20 protein-coding genes are annotated in these 24,303 nt (G+C 35.2%); 11 read left to right on the forward strand and 9 right to left on the reverse strand.

Annotation, left to right across the window (positions count from 1 at the left end; all coding sequences use genetic code 11):
* Positions 1 to 93: 93 nt before the first annotated feature.
* Entirely contained in the window at positions 94 to 4,155 is a 4,062-nt protein-coding gene (locus tag H8B04_RS04895) for a glycoside hydrolase family 2 TIM barrel-domain containing protein (protein ID WP_190301637.1), read from the reverse strand.
* 288 nt (positions 4,156 to 4,443) lie between these two features.
* Between H8B04_RS04895 and H8B04_RS04900 the strand changes: the two genes are divergently transcribed.
* Both H8B04_RS04900 and H8B04_RS04905 read left to right on the forward strand, forming a co-directional pair.
* Positions 4,444 to 5,034 (forward strand): RNA polymerase sigma factor, encoded by a 591-nt coding sequence (locus H8B04_RS04900; RefSeq protein WP_317170642.1) that lies wholly within the window; start codon positions 4,444 to 4,446, stop codon positions 5,032 to 5,034.
* Positions 5,035 to 5,046: 12 nt separating this feature from the next.
* Positions 5,047 to 6,147 (forward strand): S1C family serine protease, encoded by a 1,101-nt coding sequence (locus H8B04_RS04905; protein ID WP_223815279.1) that lies wholly within the window; start codon positions 5,047 to 5,049, stop codon positions 6,145 to 6,147.
* A 358-nt stretch (positions 6,148 to 6,505) separates the two neighbouring features.
* Here H8B04_RS04905 and H8B04_RS04910 read toward each other — a convergent pair whose 3' ends face one another.
* A complete protein-coding gene (locus H8B04_RS04910; RefSeq protein ID WP_165290634.1) occupies positions 6,506 to 7,141 on the reverse strand; it encodes a peroxiredoxin in 636 nt (211 codons plus the stop codon).
* Positions 7,142 to 7,388: 247 nt separating this feature from the next.
* Between H8B04_RS04910 and H8B04_RS04915 the strand changes: the two genes are divergently transcribed.
* Positions 7,389 to 8,525 (forward strand): acyl-CoA dehydrogenase, encoded by a 1,137-nt coding sequence (locus H8B04_RS04915; RefSeq protein WP_165290633.1) that lies wholly within the window; start codon positions 7,389 to 7,391, stop codon positions 8,523 to 8,525.
* A 23-nt stretch (positions 8,526 to 8,548) separates the two neighbouring features.
* On the opposite strand, the gene H8B04_RS04920 is transcribed toward H8B04_RS04915, so the two are convergent.
* From H8B04_RS04920 to proB, 3 genes are read right to left on the reverse strand one after another with little or no spacing between them, the layout of a single operon-like run.
* On the reverse strand, positions 8,549 to 8,935 hold the full coding sequence (locus H8B04_RS04920) for a hypothetical protein (RefSeq protein ID WP_190301639.1): 387 nt from the start codon (positions 8,933 to 8,935) through the stop codon (positions 8,549 to 8,551).
* A 3-nt stretch (positions 8,936 to 8,938) separates the two neighbouring features.
* A complete protein-coding gene (locus H8B04_RS04925) occupies positions 8,939 to 10,186 on the reverse strand; it encodes a glutamate-5-semialdehyde dehydrogenase (RefSeq protein ID WP_190301640.1) in 1,248 nt (415 codons plus the stop codon).
* 9 nt (positions 10,187 to 10,195) lie between these two features.
* Positions 10,196 to 11,227 carry a glutamate 5-kinase gene (proB, locus tag H8B04_RS04930; protein WP_190301641.1) on the reverse strand — a complete coding sequence of 344 codons (1,032 nt, stop codon included), beginning with the start codon at positions 11,225 to 11,227 and terminating at the stop codon, positions 10,196 to 10,198.
* A 156-nt stretch (positions 11,228 to 11,383) separates the two neighbouring features.
* Here proB and H8B04_RS04935 point away from each other — a divergent pair, with 156 nt between their 5' ends.
* Complete coding sequence (locus H8B04_RS04935) at positions 11,384 to 11,824, forward strand: hypothetical protein (protein WP_190301642.1); 441 nt, start codon at positions 11,384 to 11,386, stop codon at positions 11,822 to 11,824.
* Positions 11,825 to 11,836: 12 nt separating this feature from the next.
* Here the strand turns inward: H8B04_RS04935 and uvrB are convergent, their stop codons facing one another.
* A complete protein-coding gene (uvrB, locus tag H8B04_RS04940; RefSeq protein ID WP_165290628.1) occupies positions 11,837 to 13,867 on the reverse strand; it encodes an excinuclease ABC subunit UvrB in 2,031 nt (676 codons plus the stop codon).
* Between the two features lie 122 nt (positions 13,868 to 13,989).
* Here uvrB and upp point away from each other — a divergent pair, with 122 nt between their 5' ends.
* From upp to H8B04_RS04955, 3 genes are all read left to right on the forward strand, one after another.
* Complete coding sequence (upp, locus tag H8B04_RS04945; RefSeq protein ID WP_190301643.1) at positions 13,990 to 14,640, forward strand: uracil phosphoribosyltransferase; 651 nt, start codon at positions 13,990 to 13,992, stop codon at positions 14,638 to 14,640.
* Between the two features lie 70 nt (positions 14,641 to 14,710).
* Positions 14,711 to 15,184, forward strand: a complete 474-nt coding sequence (locus H8B04_RS04950) for a ribonuclease H-like YkuK family protein (protein ID WP_190301644.1) — start codon at positions 14,711 to 14,713, stop codon at positions 15,182 to 15,184.
* 146 nt (positions 15,185 to 15,330) lie between these two features.
* Positions 15,331 to 15,870, forward strand: coding sequence for an AAA family ATPase (locus H8B04_RS04955; protein ID WP_190301645.1), 540 nt, complete (start codon positions 15,331 to 15,333; stop codon positions 15,868 to 15,870).
* Between the two features lie 583 nt (positions 15,871 to 16,453).
* Here H8B04_RS04955 and H8B04_RS04960 read toward each other — a convergent pair.
* A complete protein-coding gene (locus H8B04_RS04960; protein ID WP_190301646.1) occupies positions 16,454 to 17,068 on the reverse strand; it encodes a S24 family peptidase in 615 nt (204 codons plus the stop codon).
* A 198-nt stretch (positions 17,069 to 17,266) separates the two neighbouring features.
* Here H8B04_RS04960 and H8B04_RS04965 point away from each other — a divergent pair, with 198 nt between their 5' ends.
* From H8B04_RS04965 to H8B04_RS04980, 4 genes are all read left to right on the forward strand, one after another.
* Entirely contained in the window at positions 17,267 to 17,509 is a 243-nt protein-coding gene (locus H8B04_RS04965) for a hypothetical protein (RefSeq protein ID WP_165290623.1), read from the forward strand.
* A 115-nt stretch (positions 17,510 to 17,624) separates the two neighbouring features.
* Positions 17,625 to 20,600, forward strand: a complete 2,976-nt coding sequence (locus H8B04_RS04970; RefSeq protein WP_190301647.1) for a hypothetical protein — start codon at positions 17,625 to 17,627, stop codon at positions 20,598 to 20,600.
* A gap of 144 nt (positions 20,601 to 20,744) precedes the next feature.
* The gene (locus tag H8B04_RS04975; protein WP_190301648.1) at positions 20,745 to 21,869 is read left to right on the forward strand and encodes a clostripain-related cysteine peptidase; all 1,125 of its coding nucleotides are present in this window, start codon (positions 20,745 to 20,747) and stop codon (positions 21,867 to 21,869) included.
* A gap of 593 nt (positions 21,870 to 22,462) precedes the next feature.
* Positions 22,463 to 22,873, forward strand: a complete 411-nt coding sequence (locus H8B04_RS04980) for a BrxA/BrxB family bacilliredoxin (protein ID WP_190301649.1) — start codon at positions 22,463 to 22,465, stop codon at positions 22,871 to 22,873.
* Positions 22,874 to 22,932: 59 nt separating this feature from the next.
* Here H8B04_RS04980 and H8B04_RS04985 read toward each other — a convergent pair whose 3' ends face one another.
* Both H8B04_RS04985 and H8B04_RS04990 read right to left on the reverse strand, forming a co-directional pair.
* Positions 22,933 to 23,169: a quinol oxidase subunit 4 gene (locus tag H8B04_RS04985; RefSeq protein WP_190301650.1), complete on the reverse strand. Its 237-nt coding sequence runs from the start codon at positions 23,167 to 23,169 to the stop codon at positions 22,933 to 22,935.
* 86 nt (positions 23,170 to 23,255) lie between these two features.
* Complete coding sequence (locus H8B04_RS04990) at positions 23,256 to 24,089, reverse strand: glycoside hydrolase family 16 protein (RefSeq protein WP_190301651.1); 834 nt, start codon at positions 24,087 to 24,089, stop codon at positions 23,256 to 23,258.
* Between the last annotated feature and the right edge of the window lie 214 nt (positions 24,090 to 24,303).

Genomic DNA, 24,303 nt, shown 5'->3' on the forward strand with positions numbered 1-24,303 from the left:
TAATAAGTATAAGTTAATAAAATTTAATTACAAACAAAAAGAGCAAAGACATAACATCTTTGCTCTTCCAATATAAGAAGTGAAACTAAACTACTAATCCGCTATAATGCCAAATTCTGCTCCTGAAGCAAAGTCAGCACCATTTTGAGAACTCAATGCTGTAAATCTCAAATAACGTCCTTTTACGGCACTTTTGAAACGAACAGTTTGTAAGCTTGGCTCACGAGAGAAACTACCATCTACTATAGTTTCTGACCAAGTTTTGCCATCTAAACTTACTTGAATCTTATAATCTTTGATACGACCATTCGGTCCATCCTGTCTAGGTAAGTATGTAAATCCTTTGATTTGCTTTTCTTCCCCCATATCGAAGTCTACCCAGTGCGGATATTGAGCAACAGTAACCGAATACATTGTATGCCAGATACTATTTACATTGCCATCTACCAAATATTTCGCTCCTTCTCCTGTTTCCTCACTTGAAGCAAATACTACACTTAAAGGTACTGTTTCTATTTTTGGGAAAACTACCGAAGTTCTAATCTTGGTATTTGCTTGATACCAAGCCGAAACCTCTCCTCCTTCTCTTAATCGGAAAGAAGAAGTATACAATTGAGGCTTTCCTTTTCCAACTTGATAAAGGATTTTAGCATCTTTATTGTCACTTGCAATAGTAACCTCACCTGCATTCGAACGTGTAACAGTCAAAGGCATTTCACCAGCCACAGCCACATTTGCCTGTGCTGTAAAATTGTTATTCACTGGACGAATAATGAAACCAATTGAATGAGTATCCGCCTTTACACGATCTGGATCCAATGGAGGACCTTGCCCACAACTGTTACCCCCTAATCCAGTTACCGCAGCATCCAAATGTAAATGTGTACCCGAACTTTTAGGTAATTCATGTGGATGGGATGCTAAAGTAACTGCTAATTCTGACCAAGGTAAAGCAGAGGTAGACAATTGATCTTTTGCAACAAAAATAACACCTTGCCCACTTGTATTTGTTAATGAAGCCCAACGTACCTCTTCGTTATTACTCATACTTTGCGGGTTAGACCAATTCACAAACTGATCTTTAACCGTGCTTTTGTGGAACTCAATATTTTGAGCAGTTTTACGGTCAGCATAGTTATTTATTGGGCCACGACCATAATAATTGTAATTGCTTAATGTTTCAGGAAGCTGCAATGCATAGCCCAATCTAGGCAATACAAAACTTGCATCATTTGATGAAATAATAGATTCTAACTCAATAGAACCATCTTGATAAACTGTCCAAATCTGATTAGTAGTAAATTTGAAATCCGAAACACCAAAAGCTCTGTCCGAATGCTCAATAATTTTATATGTACCTGAATTTCCTCCAACAATAGTTGCTGCGTTAGGCGCTTGTGATTCTACCACGAAAGATAATACCAATGCACCATCCGCTCTTTGGAAAATCGAATTTGATAAAGCTTTATGTTTTAAATTATGTAAACCTTTAGCGACCCATTGTTGGTAAGCCCAATTGTCATTATCCAATGGCGCACGGTAAGCGTCCAATTGTGGACCTTCGCCTTCACGGATAATTGTATTACCATTGTATACTAAGCTATGAATTGTTCCTTTTTGAAGATCAAATATCGCTTTAAAGCCATCACCTTCTACAGCTTTTAAATTTGCATTATCAGAAACCTTTAATGGATTTCCTTTTGCTACTGAAGAAATTAAAGGTTTGTTTGAAGCATTCTTCACTAACAACTGTTCCTCCATTTGCACGTAGCCTTTTGGCGCCCATATTTGAGCTTCTTTTTGCAAGAATTGGATCTTCACAAAATATTCAGACTGCTCTTTTAATTTATCAAAAGAAAGAGGGACACGTACAATTTGTTTTTGACGAGGACTAATAATATTCTTAGGGCCGATAAACGCAGAACTTCTTTCGATTTCTACACCATCTTCGTATAGTGCCCATTGAATATCATAATCTTCCAATGACACAAAATAATTTTTGTTGAAGATTTCGATTTCGCCTTTTTGAATATCCAAAGCTTTTACACCAACATTTTGGTAAACTTTTTTCACTTCCCAATATTGAGGTTTTTCTGTACGGTCAGCAAAGAGCAAACCATTATTCACAAAGGTCCCATCGTTTGGTGTGTCACCAAAATCACCACCATAAGCAAGGAAACGCTCTCCTGTATTCTTATCATAATAATACATAGATTGATCGATCCAATCCCAAATAGCACCTCCCATAAAGAAGTTAGTAGATTCCATAGCCTCCCAGTAATCAATTAAGTTACCGGCTGCGTTGCCCATAGAGTGCGCATACTCCGAAATATGGAAAGGATATTTCAAATTAAATTTGCCTGTCACAGCACCTTTCACCCAGCTAATAGAAGGATATTGGTTCGATCCCATATCTACAATAGCATTATTACGCTCATACTGAACAGGACGTGATGTATCAATTTTTTTAATAGCTTTATAAGCTTCTACAAAGTTATTACCTGGACCAGCCTCATTACCCAATGACCAAATCACAACTGAAGGATGATTTATACGCGCCTGTACCATTTCTACACAACGTGCTACGTGTGCATCTTTCCATTCAATAGGATGAGATAACGATGCGTCACCATAATAATACTCGTGACTTTCTATATTGGCTTCATCTTCCAAATAGATACCATATTTGTCACATAAGAAATACCAATAAGGATCATCTGGATAGTGTGAATTACGCACATGGTTGATATTAGCACGCTTCATCAATTTGATTTCATCTTCCATCTGCTCACGCGAAATCACCTTTCCTGTCTCGGGATTACTTTCATGACGATTCACACCCTTCAACTTCACAGTCTTGCCGTTAATATAATAGTAGCGACCAGCTAATCCAAACTCATCATCTTGTGCTCTGGTATCTTTAATTTCAACTTTACGGAAACCCACATACGTAGAAACTGTTTCTAAAACTTTACCTTTTTTATCTTTAAGTTCCGCTACTAAAGTATAACGGTAAGGTCTTTCTGCAGACCATAAACGTACATTCTCAATTTTCAACTGTTTTGTGGTAAAAACTGATGTTTTAGCGCTCAGCTTTGCTTCGCTTCCGTTTGTATCGTCCACTGTAGCAACAAGATTTTCTACATTATCCGAATAAAGAGCATTGGCATATAACTTGTAAGTGATGTGGAAACCTTTATACACTTTATCAAAAGCATTTTTGATATCAGCCGAAATGTTCAACACACCATCTTTGTAATTATTCACCACATCAGAAATAGCCACCAAATCTCTAAATTGAATTTTAGGTTTAGCGGTCAAGGATACCGTACGGAAAATTCCTGGAAGACGGAACATATCTTGTGCCTCTAAAAAAGAAGCATCTGAACTACGGTAAACTTCTACAGAAACAGTATTAGCCCCTTTTTCATTCAAATAAGGTGTAATATTAAATGAAGCTAAGTTTCTGGAGTTTTTCGAGAAACCAACATATTTTCCATTGATCCATAAATAAAAGAATGAATCAACCCCATCAAAATTGATATAAACTTCTTTTCCTTTCCAATCAGCAGGAACCTCAAACGACCGTTTGTAAGAACCTACCTCATTGCGATGATGATATGTTGTCCAATCTTTTCGTGGTTCTCGCATTACCCCACCTTGCCAATCTCCAACTCTTACACTGTGTTGGAAGATTACTTGTTGATTCACATAGATAGGAACACCATATTTCAGTGATCCATCTTTTTGAATTCCTAAAATATTCCAGCTCATAGGTACAGGCACATCATCCCATTTGGATACATCAAAAGAATTCTCATAGAAATTCTTAGGACGTTCATCTGGATGTTTCACCCAACTGAATTTCCAAGTACCATTTAGATTTTTGAAATAAGAACTATGTTCTGGCAATACTTTCAGAGCCTCATTCGTGTTAGCGAAAGAAAAAAAGTAAGCTTTTGGCAATTCTTTATTCAAGGAAAGGGCTTGCGGAGATTGCCATTCATCACCTGTAGGCTGGGCAGTACTAGTAAAAGCAAAACCACTTAAACTTTGGGTAAACGGCAAATTAGCGCATATTTGTTCTTGACTATTTGCATTAGTCAGCGAACAAATAACAGCTAAAAATAGAGATGTTAGCGATTTATAATTCATTTATTTAGATGTTGTAAATAACAAAAATATCATATCCAAAAGCAAATACAACATCCTACCTAAACACACACGTTTGCGGAATTTTCATTTTGTGTATTTAATCTCAAAATCATTCCGTTTCATGTGAAAACAAATCCGTTGTATCACAATAAGTTAATTCATTTTATCGTTATTTTATTAAGTTTCTTGGTTTTTCATTAAAAAATCTCCTACGTTTGAACCAATTTTTTTTCATATCTTAAATTTAATTTTTAGAGGGTTACTATTTGGATTTTAGGGTATTAATAAGTGAGTAAGATTAAGAACATATTACCAACTGACGTTTCGGACGCTGAAATCATCGAAGGCATCGCGCAGGGAGATAATAGATTCATATATAGAATTTATAAATCATTCTACCCTTCTATCGCTCATATGATCGTCAACAATAACGGAACGGATGAAGAGGCTAAAGATATTTTTCAAGAAGCCGTAATGGTATTATACGATAAGATTACTCAAAACAAGTTTGAGTTGAATAGTAAGCTCAGTACTTTTTTATATGCTGTATCTCGTCGATTGTGGTTAAAACAATTATCGAGAAAAGGTCATACTAGCAATACATCCGATATATCCGATTTTGAAGATATATTACATGTAGAAGAAGATATTCAGCAACATCAAGAGGTCGAAAATAAGTTCGATCAAATGAATGAAGCCATGAATCAGTTAGGAGAACCTTGCAAGACGTTACTGAAAGATTTTTATATCAAAAACTTGTCGATGCAAGACATCACCGAGAAGTTTGGATATACCAACAGTGATAATGCAAAGACTCAAAAGTACAAATGCTTACAACGTCTCAAAAAGATATTTTTTACGATTAAAATCAAGGAGTAAAAAAACATGCAGATGCAAAGGCATAATTTCATAGAGTGGGCAGATCAATATTTGAGAGGTGAACTTGAACCAATAGACGTTCAGGCCTTCGAAGATTTTTGCCAGTCTAATCCTGAATATGCTCAAATTTTCGAAGAACATAAGACTTTCTTAAAAACCTTCAAAGACAATGAAAGCAGAAATTTATTTAAAGCTGCTTTAGGAGAAGGTGCTGAAAAAGTAGATTTTTTCAAAACAGAAGAAGAAAAAGATTTCGGTACTAAAGTAATTTCCTTCTGGAGCAAATTACAAATCAATACAGGTATCGCTGCTGCTGTTGCTGTTATTTCTGTTTTCAGCACGCTTTGGTTTACAGGTTATTTCACAGATGTGAAAAAAGCAACTTCAGATTATAGTGCTTTGCGTCGTGAAATGAATTCCGTAAAACGTAATGTAACAGCTCAAAATAAGGTGTTACAAAACATCAATAAAAACGAAAAACCTCAAAAAGAGACTCCTTCACATTTTGGTGCAACAGGTTTCTTATTGACCAAAGATGGTTATGTCGTAACAAACTATCACGTAGTGAATGGCGCAGATTCCATCCAATTGCAAAACAACAAAGGAAAAGCTTACCGAGCAGAAATTATTCATACGGATGCGGAAAAAGATTTAGCGATTTTACTTATCTCGGACTCTAGCTTTAAAAATTCTAAACCTATACCTTATACATTCAAAAAACAACTTACGGACGTAGGTGAAGATATTTATACTATTGGTTTCCCTCGTGATGAAGCCGTATACGGACAAGGTTATTTGAGTTCGAATACAGGTTATGCAGGTGATACCATCGCTTATCAAATTTCAATTCCTGTTAACCCAGGTAATAGTGGAGGTCCTGTATTAGATGCTCAAGGCAATGTTGTAGGTATTATTTCGGGTAAACAAAAAGGAATTGACGGTGCAGCCTTTGCAATCAAATCGAAAGAATTGATTGAAACATTGAACCGCATTCCTGGTGAGTCCCTAAAAGGAAATATCGTTTTGAATAATAAAAATGCGTTGAACAAATTAAGTCGTACCGAACAAATTAAAAAGTTACAAGACTACATTTACATCGTAAAAGTTTATTAAGAAATTAGTCTAAAATCCATTATATATTAAAAGGACACAGCAATGTGTCCTTTTTTACTAAATTTTATTTGTTTGAATATTAGATATTTAATATCTTAGAACTAACATGAAAACTTTTTGGATATATTTATTCATATTCTTGTCTCTATTATTAGCAACACAAACTTTCTTGTATTTCTCAAGTAATGAGCACTATAGTTTTGACTTCGAACAGCTGGCTGTTCACATATTGATAATAGTCATATGTGCGGTGTTAGTTTCTTATATACTGAGAAAACGAAAAAACTCATACAATGAAAAAGCCAACTGATAGAGTTGGCTTTCTTGTTATATATGTTGTTTGTGCTAGTAGCGAAGATTATAGATTAGGCTGAGGTGTTACCCGCAAATAAGGTTTAATTTCTTTAAATCCTTTTGGAAATTTAGCTGGGATGTCTTCTGTCTTAATTGCAGGAACTACAATTACATCTTCCCCGTGCTTCCAATCTGCTGGTGTAGCCACAGAATAATCTGCAGTCAATTGCAACGAATCAATCACACGCAATATCTCATTGAAATTACGACCTGTTGAAGCTGGATAAGTCAATGTCAATTTGATTTTACGATCTGGACCAATTACGAATACCGAACGAACTGTCGCTGTTGCCGAAGCATTCGGATGAATCATATCATACAATTCTGCTACTTTACGATCTTTATCGGCAATGATTGGGAAATCAACAGTTGTATTTTGAGTCTCGTTAATATCTTTTACCCACTCTAAATGCTCTTCTACAGGATCAACACTTAAAGCCAAAACTTTTACATTACGTTTTTCGAATTCTGATTTCAATTGTGCAGTTCTACCCAATTCAGTGGTACATACTGGTGTAAAATCTGAAGGGTGCGAATATAATACTACCCAACTGCCTGCTGTGTAATCATAAAAATCAATCTCTCCAATTGTGGTTTGCGCTGTGAAATTTGGCGCATCATCTCCTAATCTTAAACTCATATTCCCTTTGTTTTAAATTCAAAAATCTATTAACTCTACAAATATAGTAGACTTTGATATTCTTCCAAATATTTTTTAATAAAATTCTTTATTTTCTCTGGTATATAACATATAACTGACAATTTGGTTTACAATTATCCTCCCTTTGACATTCTTTTAAAATTCTTAAAAATTAAACAATAAAAATATTATGCTAGCATAATAAAATTTTTTATATTTGGTTTACAACCATATAAACTTTACTAAAATGAATTTTGAACTATCTGAAGAACATATCATGATTCGCGACGCTGCACGTGAATTCGCCCAAGAGCTCAAAGCAGGTGTAATCGATCGTGATGAAGAAGCAAAATTTCCTTACGAATTTGTCAAGCAAATGGGCGAATTAGGTTTCATGGGTATTATGACTCCTGAACAATATGGCGGTGCAGGAATGGATACACTTGCCTATGTATTGGTGTTGGAAGAATTGGCTAAAATCGATGCCTCTGCGGCAGTGATTGTTTCCGCGCATAATTCTCTTGTGCTTTGGGGGTTGAATGAGTATGGTACAGAAGAACAAAAACAGAAATTTTTAGTACCCCTAGCAAAGGGAGAAAAACTTGGCGCTTTTGCATTGTCAGAACCCGAAGCAGGGTCTGATGCTTCTTCACAGCATACGCAAGCGGAAGACAAAGGCGATCATTATCTTTTGAATGGAACAAAAAACTGGATTACCAATGGTGGTAACGCAGATATATACCTTGTTATTGCACAAACAAATACTGAACTACGACACAAAGGAATTAATGTGCTGATTGTTGAAAAAGGAATGCCTGGTTTTACAATTGGACCAAAAGAAAATAAATTAGGTATTCGTAGTTCGGACACGCATTCACTGATGTTCTCTGATGTCAGAGTGCCTAAAGAAAATCGCATTGGTGACGATGGGTTTGGATTTAAATTTGCGATGAAGACGTTGGATGGCGGTCGTATTGGGATTGCAGCACAGGCTTTAGGCATCGCGGCTGGAGCTTATGATTTGGCATTGGCATATTCCAAAGAAAGAAAAACTTTCGGTAAACCGATTTCTAATCATCAAGCCATACAATTCAAATTAGCCGATATGGAAGTGGAAATCGAGGCCGCTAGATTGTTAACCTACAAAGCTGCCTGGACGAAAGATCAAGGTGTACCGTATGGAAAAGAAGCTGCAATGGCCAAATTACATGCTTCAGAAGTCGCGATGAAACATACCGTTGAAGCTGTACAAATTCACGGTGGCTATGGTTTTGTGAAAGAATATCACGTGGAACGCCTAATGCGCGATGCGAAAATCACTCAAATCTATGAAGGCACATCGGAAATTCAACGATTAGTAATTGCGCGAGAAATATTAAAATAGAAAAAGTCGCTTACCGACTTTTTCTATTTTAATGCTTTATCAATCTGACCTAGCAGGTCGTAATCTTCGAAAGAAAAACTTCCCGAAGATTTCATATGGTATTCAAAAAGAACTTTTGCTTTTTGCAAAATAACCTTATCTGAATTTAGCAATCCATCATACATCAGCAATTGTGCTAATGGACGAATTTGTTCAGGCTCTAAAGATGCGACGAAAATGATAAGTTCATTTTCATCCATTTTTAATAGTTCTTCACGCTCCCTTTTAAAGAATTCTTTATACCCATTTGAGATAGCTTCGGGTTCCAATTCCACCAATTCTCCTTCCCATTTGCTTACCAGCAAACGCAGGAATTTTCCCATCTCATTTATCCAATTCAGGATAGTGTCTTTTTCAAATCGTATCCCCATTTATTACCGAATTTGTCCGTCACCACGAATATACCATTTTTCGGTGACTAACTTTTCTAAGGCGAAAGGTCCACGAGCATGCAATTTTTGTGTAGAAATACCGATTTCGGCACCCAAACCAAATTCTCCACCATCGGTAAATCGAGTTGAGGCATTGGCATACACCGCCGCGGCATCCACAGCTTGTAAGAAGATATTAATATTTTGTTCATCCTGAGAAACAATACATTCCGAATGTTTGGAAGAATATATATCAATATGATCTAATGCCTCCGCTAGTCCATCCACCGTTTTGATCGAACATTTAAAATCTAAAAACTCTCGACCAAAATCTTCTTGACTTGCTTTCACTAAATAAGGATAATTCAACTGCTCAAATGCGGGATACAATTCTTCGGAAGCAAAAACTTCCACGTCAAAAGGAATAAGTGGAGTGACTAATTTTTGCACAAAGGCTTCCGCAACTTCTTTATCTACCAAAATCGTATCCAAAGCATTGCACACAGATGGTCTTGAAGTTTTAGCATTTACGACAATAGCCACGGCTTTATCCAAATCAGCAGTTTTATCCACATAGGTATGACATACTCCTGCTCCAGTTTCGATAACCGGAACTTTGGCATTCTCACGAACAAAATCAATCAAAGATTGTGAGCCTCTTGGAATAATGATATCCACATATTGCGTAGCGGTCAATAAATCGTACACCAATCCACGATCCGTTGGTAGCAATTGCACTAAATTAACATCCAAGCCTTGTGATGCTAACACATTTTGAATTAAACTCACTAAACAGGTATTTGTATATATCGCGTCAGAACCACCTCGCAACAAACATACGTTCCCCGATTGAATACACAATGCAGCTACGTCAATGGTCACATTCGGACGTGCTTCATAAATCACTCCCACTACACCTAATGCTACTGATTTTTTTTCGATCTGTAAGCCATTCGGTAACACCTTCGAAACTAAGGTAATACCTATAGGATCAGGTAAATTAGCCACGTCCAAAACACTATTGGACAAACCTATGATACGCTCTTTTGTCAGCAACAATCTATCGTATTTGGAATCAGCAGGATCCATACGATCAAGATCCTTTTTATTCTCTACTATGATACTTTCAATATTCTCCAATAAGGTTTCCGAAATCCCAATTAAAATTGCTTGCTTTTCCGCTACAGTCAACGCGTTTATTACCTTTTTCGCTTTCTGAGCTGCTTCTAATTGTGTCTGAATACTTGCCATGTTTCTTTATTATATAAGCACGATATCGTCCGCATGTGCTATTTCTACATTCTTCGCTTTACTACTTGTTTTCATTGTCAAGGAGTCTATTTTGGACTTCGCAACAGCTTGAATAGTCCCTTCTTCATCCGCAATATGAAACACCTCTCCTATTTCAAAATGCTCAATAATATCTACCACGCCGACAGCGAGTAAACTTTTACGGTTACGCAAGGCTGTTAACGCTCCTTTATCAATTGTTACCAAGCCTTTAATTAGGCTGCCACTTGCCATCCACTTTTGTTTAGAACTTACCTTTTTACCTTGTGCTCTACAAAGTGTTCCAGTTTTTCCACTGACTGCTTTGATAATATTATCCACGCCATGCATGCTGAAGATAACCACTTCAATACCCATTTGGGTAGCAAGTCGTGCGAAATTGAGCTTAGAGGTCATTCCTCCTAAACCTACAGCAGATTTATCCTTGCGTGCAAGGGATAATACACTTTTATCAATATTATCAATTTCAGTAATTACATTTCCTTCATTGTCCAAAACACCAGGTACCGACGTACACAATAGCAATTTATCCGCTCCAAAACCAGCAGCTATCAAAGTTGCCAACTCATCATTATCTGAAAATTTAAGTTCTTTGTTACTTACTACATCATTCTCATTGGCAATAGGAATAACATTGTTTTTCCATAAAGTCTCGTATGTACTTTTTAACTGCAAAAATTGTTCTCTGTTGGAGAAATGATGGCGCTCACAAAGGCTTTGTGCCAAAGCAATTTTGAAGGGTTTGAAATAGGTCGAGTATTTTCGCACTAATAGTGGGTTACCAATAGCCGCAGCTGCTTTACGCTGCTCCAAGGTCCCCTTGTATTTGGGGATATATTTTTTACCCGCAGCAACTGCACCCGATGATACAATCACAATATTGTACTGCGCTTGTAAGGCGGATACTTGTCTTGCAATTTCTAATATAATACGTTCATCAATTTCACCATCCGATGTTACCGATGCGGAACCAAATTTGATGACTAAAACACCCTTCTTCATTAACACTTTTTCAAATAGACAATTCTAAAATTATAAATTGCATAAACTTAATAATTGTTTATTACAAATAAAACAAAAAACATTTTTATAAAGCCGTTTGTTATAACTACGGAATATTTTTTGATTATTAATCTCCACTATTAACTATAGAATCACATGAAATTTAACACACTACTAGGTTTATTTACAATATTACTTTTTTGGGGATGTCAATCCAATAGAACCACATCTTCTTCTTCTACTATTAGCACAGTAGATTCAGTAAGTAATATAGGAGGAGAAAAAGATAAAAACGGTTGTCTTACTTCTGCAGGATATACTTGGTCACAATTGAAGAATGATTGCATTCGTCCTTTCGAAGACGGCATTTCATTAGATGTTCTAAATGCAGCTAATTCTTATCAAACTTCAGCATTTATACTCATTGATTCTCTACAGAAAAAAGCGGAGATATTTGTTGCAGAGGAAGATCACAGTATTATTTTGGATCAAAGCAATGATACATTATTTACCAATGGGAATTTTTATTTGACAAAAGAAAATTTCTGCTGGACGTTGAGTCTTAATAAAACTAAATTATATCAAGAAAGAAAATAAGAAAGATTTGGATTAATCAAATCTTTCTTTGTATTGTGCCTCCATCGCAAACATTTCGTCACGTAATTTTGCTGCTTCTAAGAAATCCATATCCTTAGCGGCTTTTTCCATACGTCTACGCACTGTTTCGATAGCTTTTTTAAATTCTTTTTCACCCATGTATTCCATCAATGGATCTGCAGCTACTACTGAAGAAGCATCTGGCTCAACATAAGCTTTGACTTCACCGGGCTTATAATCGGCTACTGAAGTCTGTTCTAATATTTCTTCACGCGACTTTCCTACAGTACGTGGGATAATTCCATGTTCAAGATTATATGCAATTTGCTTTTCACGACGACGATTTGTTTCATCAATTGTAATTTGCATACTATCGGTCATTTTATCAGCATACATGATCACACGGCCTTTGTCGTTACGAGCAGCACGACCTATGGTTTGTATTAATGAACGTTCCGAACGCAAAAATCCTTCTTTGTCAGCATCCAAAATAGCTACTAAAGTCACTTCTGGCAAGTCTAATCCCTCACGCAACAAATTCACTCCTACTAAAACATCAAACTCTCCTAATCGCAATCCTCTTAAGATTTCAACACGTTCGAGCGTTTTCACTTCGGAGTGAATGTATCGTACCTTGATATTCAACCTGGACATGTATTTCGTCAATTCTTCAGCCATACGTTTTGTCAACGTGGTTGCTAATACACGTCCCCCATCTTTGATGGCTTTATCAACTTCCTCCAAGAAATCATCGACCTGATTAATGGCCGGTCGCACTTCGATAATCGGATCCAACAAACCTGTAGGGCGAATTACCTGCTCTACAAAGACACCTTCTGTCTTTTGCAATTCGTAATCACCCGGTGTTGCAGATACGTATATAGTCTGATTTGTTAAAGATTCAAATTCTGGGAAATTTAATGGACGATTGTCCAATGCAGCTGGCAAACGAAAACCATGTTCTACTAAGGAAATCTTACGTGATCGGTCTCCACCATACATCGCTCTTAATTGTGGTAAAGTCACATGACTCTCATCAATAACAAGCAAATAATCATCTGGAAAATAATCTAATAAACAGAAAGGACGCATACCTGGCTGACGACCATCGAAAAATCTGGAGTAATTCTCAATACCCGAACAATAACCCAACTCTCGCATCATTTCCAAATCGTAATTCACGCGCTCTTCCAAACGTTTGGCTTCGAGCATTTTTCCTTCATCCTCCAATTGTGTTTTGCGCGCCACCAATTCCTCTTGAATCGACCAAATAGAATTTGTGAATTTATCTTTTGGGGTTACAAAAAGATTGGCTGGGAATAATGATAAGGTTTCGTGCTTTATAATCGTTTTACCCGATACAGGATCTATTTCAGATAATTCATCTATTTCATCACCAAAAAAAGACACACGATAGGCATTATCCAAATAAGCTGGATAAATATCCACCGTATCGCCCTTTACGCGAAAAGTACCTCTTTTGAAATCTGCAGTAGTACGTGAATATAAAATTTCAACCAATCGATGTAAAAAAGCGTTACGAGAAATTGTCGTACCTACTCCGAACCGAAAGATCGAACGCGAAAAATCTTCTGGATTTCCCATACCATAAATACACGATACCGAAGAAACCACAATTACATCTCTCCTGCCTGACATCAAGGCGGAAGTTGTAGCCAAACGGAGTTTTTCTATTTCTTCATTAATAGCTAAATCCTTCTCTATATACGTGTTGGTCGTCGCGATAAAAGCTTCAGGTTGATAGTAATCATAGTAAGAAACAAAATAATTCACCGAATTATTCGGAAAGAATTGTTTAAACTCACCATACAGTTGAGCAGCCAACGTTTTATTATGACTAAGAATCAATGTAGGTTTTTGGGTTTGTTGGATGACATTAGCCACTGTAAAGGTCTTTCCAGACCCCGTTACCCCCAATAATGTTTGATAAGTGTCCCCTTGTTGTACTCCCGCAACCAATTCTTTGATAGCTGCAGGTTGATCTCCCGTAGGTTGATATTCAGATGTAAGCTCAAATCTCATAAAATGCCTCTAACGTAAAAATACTATTTCTATAACCCAACTCCTAACATTACACGTATATTGTGACGTAATGTAAACATATCTGATTTTTTTTTGTTAAATTGGTTCTAAACTAGAATGCTATGATTACGATTCTAACAAAAAAAAATAGTATAGCCAATCACTATATCGCCGAGCTCCGCGATATCACTATACAACAAGATCGAATGCGTTTTCGTAGAAATCTCGAAAGATTAGGTGAAATCATTGCCTACGAGATCAGCAAAACCTTGACCTATTCTCCAGAAGAAATCGAAACGCCATTAGGCATCTCAGAAATGTATACTTTAGATGACCAGCCCGTGCTAGTCACCATTATCCGAGCTGGACTTCCATTTCATCAAGGGTTATTAAATGTTTTCGACCAAGCCGATTCAGGTTTCATCGCTGCATTCCGTCATACGAAGAAAAGTGGGGAATTTGAGATTCACAAAAAATATGAAAACACACCAGATCTTGATGACAAGATAGTCATTATAGCAGATCCAATGCTTGCCACAGGAAGAAGTTTAGTATTGTGTTGTAAGGAACTTTTAAGTCAATACAATATTAAGGAATTACATATTGCTTCGGTGATTGCATCAGAAGAAGGCGTTCAACATGTACGTGCTTTTATTCCAGAAGCACATCTATGGATTGGCGACATGGACAAGGAACTTACCAGCAAGTCTTATATTGTTCCTGGTTTGGGAGACGCGGGAGATTTAGCCTACGGAAGCAAGGATTCACATTAATTAGAAATAATAATACTTTAATATACAATGAACACTCAACTTTTAATTTTAATAAAAAACTTAACAAATTATGGGATGGCAAAAATACAATGGCGAATACCTTCGCTCATCTATCGACGATGCTGTTGAAAAAGCTATTATTAGAGAAAGACAAGTAGGAAACAAACTAAAGGTGTACATCGGCACTGATTCGCAAGTCAAACGCAACATCGTAGAGATGGCTACTGTTATTGTCTTTTTAAGAGAACATAAAGGCGGATTTATGTTTATCCAAAAAGAACGAATTACGCGCAAGATGAGCATTAAAGAAAGGATGCTACTTGAAGTCCAAAAATCCATTGAAGCCGCATATCAGCTCTGTCCTCTCCTAGACAGATACCAAGTTGATCTCGAAGTACATGCAGACATTAATACAAATCCACATTTTGAATCCAATGTTGCCTTAAAAGAAGCTATGGGCTATATTTTGGGAATGGGTTTCGTATTCAAAGCTAAACCCGAATCTTTTGCAAGTACAAACTGTGCCAACAGGATAGTACAATAAAGTAATTTAGGGTTTAAAATTGTATCTTTCAAGGTTGTTCAATTAAGCATTTTAATTGAATAGTAGAACTTTTCTCCTCTAATTTTTCCAGTTATTCTACCATCAAACACATCTTTACTTCTTAATTTTTCCGTAATATTGCAGACATGTCAACTTCAACACAGGGGATAATAAAAATCGCAGTAGTGGGACCTGAATCCACAGGAAAATCCACTATGGCTAATTTTTTGGCTCAGGAATTAAACACCTTTTGCGTACCCGAATATGCACGATATTATTGTGAAAATCTAAATAAACAATATACGGTAGAAGATGAAGTAAATATGTTTCACGGACAACGTGCCTTGGAAGAAGCTATTGCCGCTCGCGTTGCTAGTAATCTCCTGGTTTGCGACACTACGATCCTGACTGTAAAAATATGGTGCGATCATTTATTTCAATATACACCTGATATAGTTGTTAATGAAATAAAAACAAGAAAATATGATCTTTATCTATTAATGGATATCGATTTGCCTTGGGAAGATGATCCTTTGCGGGATTTTCCCGATCAACGGGAGCAATTCTTAGAAATTTGGAAAAAGGAACTTAACGCCCTAAATGCAAATTATGTATTAGTTTCTGGAATAGGTGAACAAAGACTCAACAATGGGTTACAGGCTTGCAAAGATTTTTTAAATAGATAAGTTGAAACTTAACATTAACTTAATATACGAGTATTACCTTTGAATAGTTGCAAAGACAAAGAAAATTTAACTCTGCAATTACGTTCTAATGAGCACAATTCTTTGCGCATTTACAAACACCAATCCGCACGGAAATCCGATTCCGACTCTTTGATTTTGCAAATCACAATCTATTGCCCTCATGAATGTTTAGCTTAAAAATTATTCATTCATTAGTTAAAAAGAAAATGATTACTTTATTTAAGGGTCTGGAAGTCGACACGACTCTACTATCATTTGCTGCCTTTATTTATATTTTAGCTCTTATTGCTATTTTCAAAATGCACGACAGCAAAAAAGCCTTTCTATTTTTATTATATATCTCGGCTTCTGCATTTCTAATATTTTTATTTGTTAAGTATTCTTTTATTTCTTCATTATTAGTGCTGTTTTATATTGGACATTTGTTGTACAATAATGGATCAAAGCACTCTTATGACCATGAAGAGTTTTAAAATTTAACCTATTTAACAGTAAAGCATTACATATGAAAAAAGCCCATCAATTGGGATGAGCTTTCATAAAAATATTTTTATTTACAATTTTACATTGTAACCATAGACAGTACACCTTTGACCTTATATACAGCCTTTACTGCACTTTGATCAATATAGATATCATCATAATCTGTAGAATTTTTAGCCACTAATTTCCATCTTTTATCATCTAATCCTCGCACAAAGCGGATTAAATTAATATGTTCGGAAATGATAAGGTAAATATCTCCATATATTACTGCAGATTTATCTACTTCTTTAACAAATACAACACTGGCATGTTCTATCTCAGGAGACATAGCCTCTCCTTCGTTGACAATCGCAAAATCACTGCCAGATAAAATTGGAATTTCTAATTCGTGAGCAGGAGTCATCTGAGATAGATCTGTCTTAAAATTCTCCAAACTAATATTATATAATGGAATTTTACAATAACTATCTCCATCCTTCAACATATTGCCCTCACCCGTTATTAACCAAGCTTCATTGATATCTGGAAAACGTGATGCTATAGTACCTGCCAAATTTTTACTAATGGCGTAGTTACCTCTTTTAATCTGATATAATCTTTCGGCACGATTTAAACCAATTTCCTTTGCAAATGAATTTACGTTAAATCCTAAATATTGTATGACTTTCTCAAGACGTTCCCAGTTCGACATTTTTATTTATAAGGTATGGTGTTTATACAATAATGATTCTTGTATTTCATTTGAGACAAAAATAAGACCAAAAGTTTATAAATTAAAATTTTACATCAAAAACAATAAAATAATTGTATAAAACAATTTAATATTGTATTTTTACATCTAAAATTCAATTAAACACCTTTGAAAACTAGTTAAATATTAATCTATGGAATGAAAAGCCAGCCATTAACTGCTCAGAATATTATCAAATCAGATAGTACAGATGACATTACTAAACAAGATATTATTAACCTAGCATTACTTAAAAACATAACATTTAAAGACAAAAATTACGCTAAAGAACACATTATCATCCACAAAAAGGACATTAAAACCTCTTATGAAATAGAAATAAGTGATATTGATGGGGAAAAACACCAACTAATATTTGAATTAAAAACATATGGCAAATAAATTTTAAAAAAAATTTGCCAATGCAATATTATGTTGTATTTTTACAAAATAAAATTAAGAACACCCAATAAAAAACATTAATTAAAATAATTCGAACTAATCTCAAAAAGCGAATATGAAAATTAGAAATCTATCCAAACTAGCCTTAGCCGTAGCTATTAGTAGCTCGGTAGTATTAGAAGGCTGTAAGAAGTATGATGACGACATCACACGACTTGAGCAAAGCATTGAGCAGAATACATCTGATATTGCAGCTCTGAAAACTCAATTACAATCATTAGCAGCAAACATGGTAGTTCAATCCGTTACTTCTGTAACAGGTGGATTTGATATCGTGTTTAAAAAACCTGATGGATCAACTGTAAACTATTCTATTAGAAATGGTGCTACAGGTGCTACAGGTGCTACAGGTGCACAAGGTCCTGCTGGTGCAGCTGGATCACCAGGTACACAATGGAGAATTAACCCTACAACAAATTTCTGGGAAAGTTCTACAAACGGAACAACTTGGACGGCATCTAATGTAAAAGCAACAGGTGCTAATGGTGCCGATGGAAAAAATGGTGCAACTCCAGAGATCAAACCTGAAGGTGGCAAACAATATTGGTTCATCAATGGAGTTAATACGGGTGTATTAGCATACCCAGGCGAAATTACTGTAGTAAATGTTGAAGGAGGATATAATGTTGTATTTACCGACTCAAAAGGTGCACCTAGTGACACTATATTCATAGGTAAAGAGAAAAACGCTATTACAAGTATCGCGCTATTACCAAACTTTATTGAAAATAATACCCCTGTATTAACTTTCCCTAGAATTGTTGCAAGTAGTTCAACTCATGGAACTACATTAATGCAAGGTGCTGGTTTGATTACATACAAATTAAATCCATTTGGTGTTAACCCTAACTTCTATGATATTGAAGGTTTAGTTTCTCAAACAGCAACAAATGCTCCAGTATTTAGAAGTAGCGGAGATAATTTAGCACAATTTTCTATTAATACAATTAATAAAACTTTCAGTGAAGTAACTATTGCTGCAACTCCACAAGCTAACAATTTATTCCCAGCGAATTCTTCTGCGAACAAATTACATTTAGCCTTAAGAGTATTAAACAAAAAAGCAAATCAAGCAGATGGTAGCACAGGAGAAAAACAAAGTAGAGTTGTATCTGAGTACAATTTAGCTAAAGAAGAAATCGTTTACATTAATGAAGTAACTATTGAGCGTCATGAGAAAACTACTGACGGAAAAATTATAGTTCCTCAAACTAATTTCCAAGCTATTGGTGCGTCACCAAATTATTTCACAAATGCAAATGCTAGCATTAATACAATTATTGGTGATCAAGGTGCATCTAATGGCATTTTTACTGGTGTTTCAACAGGTACCCTTAACGCTAAAACAAAAGCAAACTTCACTTTGAACATTTACGAAAATGCTGAACGTGAACTACCTGCTGCTCAACGTCCTAATTTGTCCTCATACTCTTATAAAGGTGCTATTGACTTAAATAAAGAATTGAAAGGATTTTTCGTAAGAAACTTTACAACTCCACAACTTATCTCAATGGATGATAATGGACTTAGTGGATACGTATTAAAATTCACGAAAGTTTCTCCATATGGCACAGGAGGTAATGATTACGCTGACGATATTAAATTGGATAATGGAAAAATTTCTGTAGCGGAAAGAACACCAGGATTCTACAACACAGCTGCAGCAGTTGGTAATAGAACACCAGTTGTAAAAGTTGACATGTATGCGCCAAATGGAACCACATTATTAGCAACTCGTTTTGTAAAAATCGAACTTGTTAATACTCCAGTGACTCCTGTATCTATTAATGGAACAGCTTCATTCAATATGACTGCTGTAGGTACAACTACTCCATTAAATGTAAGCTTCCAAGAGCCAAGTACATTTGATGCAGCATACAATAGATTAGGAATGAATCAAACTACATTCAACACTAATTATCCTACTTCTTCTTATAGCACTTCATCAATAACAAAAGATGGCGCTGCATATTCGGGTGTAGGAGCTGCAGCAATAACTGTAACACCAATAGCAGCTGCTATTCCTAACTCAAACAACTTCGAAATTACATTAGGCAACCAAGTGTTACCAGGTACATATGTTATCACAGGTAAATACACATCTTCTAACCCTGCTAATCCAGAAGTAAATGTTAAAATTACATTAACTGTAACTGCGAACAACATCCAATCATTAACTAAACAAGTTACATTCTGGGATAATACACAATCATTCGGTATTATTAACGGAATTAACATTGGAGGTAATAATTGGCAACTAGATGCTGACTTGTGGAATTACTGGACAAAAACTCCTGCAACTCCTGTAGCTGGTGCTGCTAATACTACATTCGAATTTAGCATCTCAGGAATCTCAGGAATTACAGTTGTAAATGGCAACTCAAATAATGCACAAATCCAATTAGATGAAACCATTCAAGCTGCTAGAAACAAAATCAATGGTGACGAAGTTAATGTAACTATCACAACTAAATTGAACGGTGCTACATACAAAACAACTACGTTCCCTGTTAAATTTAAAAATCCAGTACAACCATTGGTTATCAAAGAAAGAACTGCTGCAAACTGGGGTAAAGTACAATTAATCGATAAAGAAGTAACATCTGATAATACATCTAAATTAGATTTACGCAGAGCTGTACAAGTTCTTGACTTTAACGGAGGTAAAATCTTTGACTTTGTTAGCCCTAATTTTGTAACAACAAACTCATTGTTAACTCAATACAGTGTAGGATATGTAGGTGGAACTGAAACAGCAGCAACATTAACAAACGTAACAGTTGAAGGTGTTTATGCAGGGTTAATCTCTAACCATAACGGTTTAACTCCATTAACATTAGTTAACGCTTCTGCTTCATACGCTAACAACCAAGCTGTATGGACTAATAATGGTGCGAACATCCAACAAACTATCACAATTGTTTATAAAGTGACTGTCACTAATAAATTCAATGATGGTATTTCTGATGCTAAAGCATCTGAATGTGTTGGATATATTTATGTACCTGTTGTTAAAAACAGTGGCATTTAATATTCAATATTAAATAAAATAAAAGGGTGGCATTAGCCACCCTTTTTTATTGAACTACATTTTATAAGAAGAGGATTAATGCGTAAATTGTACTAGATTTACAAACCAATCATCATCTACTCATAATCCAACTTAACATATTCTATGAAGTTGTTCCAATCATATTATTCTACTATTATTATAATAGCATTATTTATCGGCTGTAAACCTAATTCATCTTCTCCCGATAAAGAAAAACCTTTTCGTACGGTATTGGTTTATATTGCTGCTAATAACAACCTATCACTTGACGCAAACAACAATATAGATCAGATCAAAGAGAACATTGGCGAAGTAAATGGTAATTTGTTAGTCTATGCAAAACTACCAGGTTCTAATGCTGCCCTGTATGAGATATCTAAAAAAGAAGGTAAAAGAAAAATTAAGGATTATTCAAATCACAATTCATCTGATCCAACCATTTTACGTCAAGTAATCACGGAAGTAAAAGAAAATTATGAGGCTAAATCTTATGGATTAATTTTATGGTCACATGGTACAGGATGGATTCCCGCTAATGTCGGGCCAATAAAATTAAAATCATTTGGCAATGACGGTGGCGACGAAATGGATATTAAAGAATTAAGCAGTGCCTTACCCACAAATCATTTTGATTTTATCCTATTTGATGCCTGTTCCATGGCAAGTCTAGAAGTACTCTATGAAATAAAAGATAAAGCAAAATACTTTATTGCTTCTCCCGGTGAAGTTATATCCAATGGAATGCCTTATAACAAAATTGTAAATAACTTATTTGAAGAAGGGACACAAGCTTATTCAAACATTGCTCAGAAGTACTATGAACATTATAATGCGCTATCAGGGAATTTTCAATCCGCTACTGTTTCTGTTGTAGACGCTTCGAAATTAGAAGCCATTGCCAATATCACAAAACAAGTTTTGACTGCTCAAAACCCTATTCATGAAGATTTTAATCGGGACGAAATACAACGAATGGATTTTGATCGTTTCAGTAATCCGCTTATAGCGTTTGATTTTTTAGATTTTATTGAAACCAATTATAACAATCAAAATGTTGCATCTTTAAAATCAGCAATAAATCAAGCGGTTATTTATAAAGCTAATACCGCTAAATTTAATGGATATATAATCAATAAATATTGTGGGCTCACTTGCTATATTCCGAATATAGAAAATGAAGAAAGAGTACATGATTATTACCGATCGTTAAAATGGTATTTAGCTAGTGGTTTCAATAAATTATTATAACTCATAATAAAAATTACACACAATTAGGTATTTAAAATAATCGGGGTTAGGTGGTATATTTGTATATAGTAATATAGATAGCCAATCTATTATCATACTTATGAAAAAACTTAACACAACACATCCTATTCAAGATCTTCTTGATAAAATAAATCTTGTAAAGAATAGTATTAAAGAAAATACTAGTGGTTTTTCTGTACGTTCGATGCAGGATTCGTTAATTTTTGACACCAAAGAGAATATTCAAATACGCATTCGATTATATAAATAAAATACATCTACCTAAATACAAAAAGGATATTGAAGCTCAATATCCTTTTGTTTTTTTATATACACTAGCAAATATTGAGGATCTATAAACCTCGAGTCACAAACTTTCTAAATACTCGAAAGAATCTTTTATTACTGCATTCCATACACAAAGCATTTGAATAGATCGAAATCAACAAATCATCTTTTATCCTTCAATTCTGACATTAGGTTGAGGATTGCTTCTTGCATAAACTTTTAATTCCAAGTATATTTGTACATATCAAAAATCTAAGAAGATTGGTGATATAATTATTGTTGTTAACTATTTAATTTCAAAAATAATGTATCCAGAATATTTAGTAGCTCCTATGCGTCAAGAGTTAGTTGATGCAGGCTTCCAAGAATTAAAAACAGTAAATGAAGTTGATGCAGCTATTCCTTCGGAAGGAACTGTATTTGTAGTAGTAAACTCCGTATGTGGATGTGCAGCTGCGAATGCTCGTCCTGCAGCTCGTTTCGCTGTTGAAAATGGTAAAAAACCAAGCAAATTGGTCACTGTTTTTGCAGGTATGGAAAAAGATGCTGTAGATAAAGCACGTCAATATATGTTGCCTTACCCTCCATCTTCACCAGCTATGGCATTATTTAAAGATGGAAAATTAGTTCATATGATCGAAAGACACATGATCGAAGGTCGTCCAGCTCAAATGATTGCAGATAATTTGATTGCAGCTTTTGATGAATATTGTTAATTTTTTAGTGTTCTAAAAAAGCAAGAAATCCTTTCTAAAATAGAAAGGATTTCTTGCTTTTAATACCTATATCCTGGCACATAATAGACATCGTGTTTATGATGTTTTGGCTTTTTGCTCTTCTTATTATTTTTCTTCTTTTGTCCTGGAGCATGTCTTTTAGCAGACTTGTCACCATAAATCTTTTTGGCCTGACCAGGGGGCAAATGACCATGCGCATGTCGCCCATTTGTATAACACGATGTTACGGATAATGCAATTATTGCTACTAAAGCATATGTAATAAATCTCTTCATATATTCCCTTTCTTTGGTGCTTACTTACAATAAACAGACCAAATTTTAGTAAAGGGGTTTAATTTTGGCGTAGAGATAGGTATAAATTAGTTCTTTTGATACACGCGAATATAGTCGATTAAATACTGAGCAGGCAATAAGGATTCATCAATAGTTCCGCCATTATCTCCTCCTAATGCAAAATTAACTAAGATATAATGCGGCTGCTTGAAAGGATTGAATCCCGTACCATCTTTATTCACCAATTTTTCCATAGCAACTTTATTCATTAAGACATCATCTACATACAGAGCAATTTCTTTTTCATCCCAATCCATTCTCCATACATGAAATTCATCCGCCCATTTTTTTCCACCTAAAGATTCTACAGATTTAATACCGTTGTGCCACTCTGCAGACCATCTTTTGGTAGTTCCATTTGCGATATTTGCCAATATATTTCCGCGATAATATTCCATAATATCAATTTCACCATTAGATGGCCATTCCTTATCCACCCCCAATGTCCAAAATGCAGGCCATAATCCAGAGCCCACTGCTATTTTTGCACGCATCTCGAATCTTCCGTACAGCCATTGTTTCTTCCCTGAAGTATTTAAAGAAGAAGAAGTATATTTAATCATTTTTTTTGCTTTGCTCCAAGAGGCACTTCCTTCTTCATAAGTCGGATTAGGCTTTTCTTCTTTACGAACTTCAATAATCAAATAACCATCTTTGCAATAAGCATTATCTTTTTGATACCATTGATCTTCATGATTACGCACGAAACCTCTTTCATAATTCCATGTGGATTCATCTACCTTTCCATCTTTGTTAAATTCTTCGGACCAAACTAATTTATAAGAATCTTTAGATTGTTGTTGTGCCTGCGAAGTATGGAAACCAAATAGCAAAGCAATAAAATAATAATAAATACGCATAATATAACTGTTAGTAAAGGTTTAAGTTAGTAGGAGTACGTAAGCTTACTACGAAGTAACCATCCCCCTATTTCATGTTTAAAATAGGACAATTTCTTAAAATTGTTATCATATAAATTGTAATAATCCTATTAGAAAAGAATAAAGTTCTTCTATATAAAAAGAAGAACTTTATTTTAAATCACAATCCGATAAAATCCAACATTAAGTAATC

The sequence above is a fragment of the Sphingobacterium litopenaei genome (assembly GCF_014692495.1).
GTDB classification, from domain to species: domain Bacteria; phylum Bacteroidota; class Bacteroidia; order Sphingobacteriales; family Sphingobacteriaceae; genus Sphingobacterium; species Sphingobacterium litopenaei.